Below are 244 nucleotides of genomic sequence, written 5' to 3' on the forward strand. Positions count from 1 at the left end.
GGCGAAGATCGAGCTGTCGTCGAGCCAGCAGACCGAAATCAACCTGCCGTACATCACGGCCGACGCATCGGGTCCGAAGCACTTGAACCGGAAGATCACCCGCGCGAAGCTGGAAGCGCTGGTCGAGGACCTCGTCGAGCGCACGATCGAACCGTGCCGCATCGCGATCAAGGAGGCCGGCGTCAAGGTGTCGGACATCGACGACGTGATCCTGGTCGGCGGCCAGACCCGCATGCCGAAGGTG

1 protein-coding gene is annotated in these 244 nt (G+C 64.3%); it reads left to right on the plus strand.

All coding sequences use genetic code 11. The annotated features are described in order from the left end of the window. Positions 1–244: Hsp70 family protein (locus tag SB725_RS33360; protein WP_410923716.1), on the plus strand; the 244-nt coding region annotated here is incomplete at both ends.

The sequence above is a fragment of the Pseudomonas sp. SIMBA_041 genome (genome assembly GCF_046535095.1).
Taxonomy (GTDB): Bacteria; Pseudomonadota; Gammaproteobacteria; order Pseudomonadales; family Pseudomonadaceae; genus Aquipseudomonas; species Aquipseudomonas mucoides.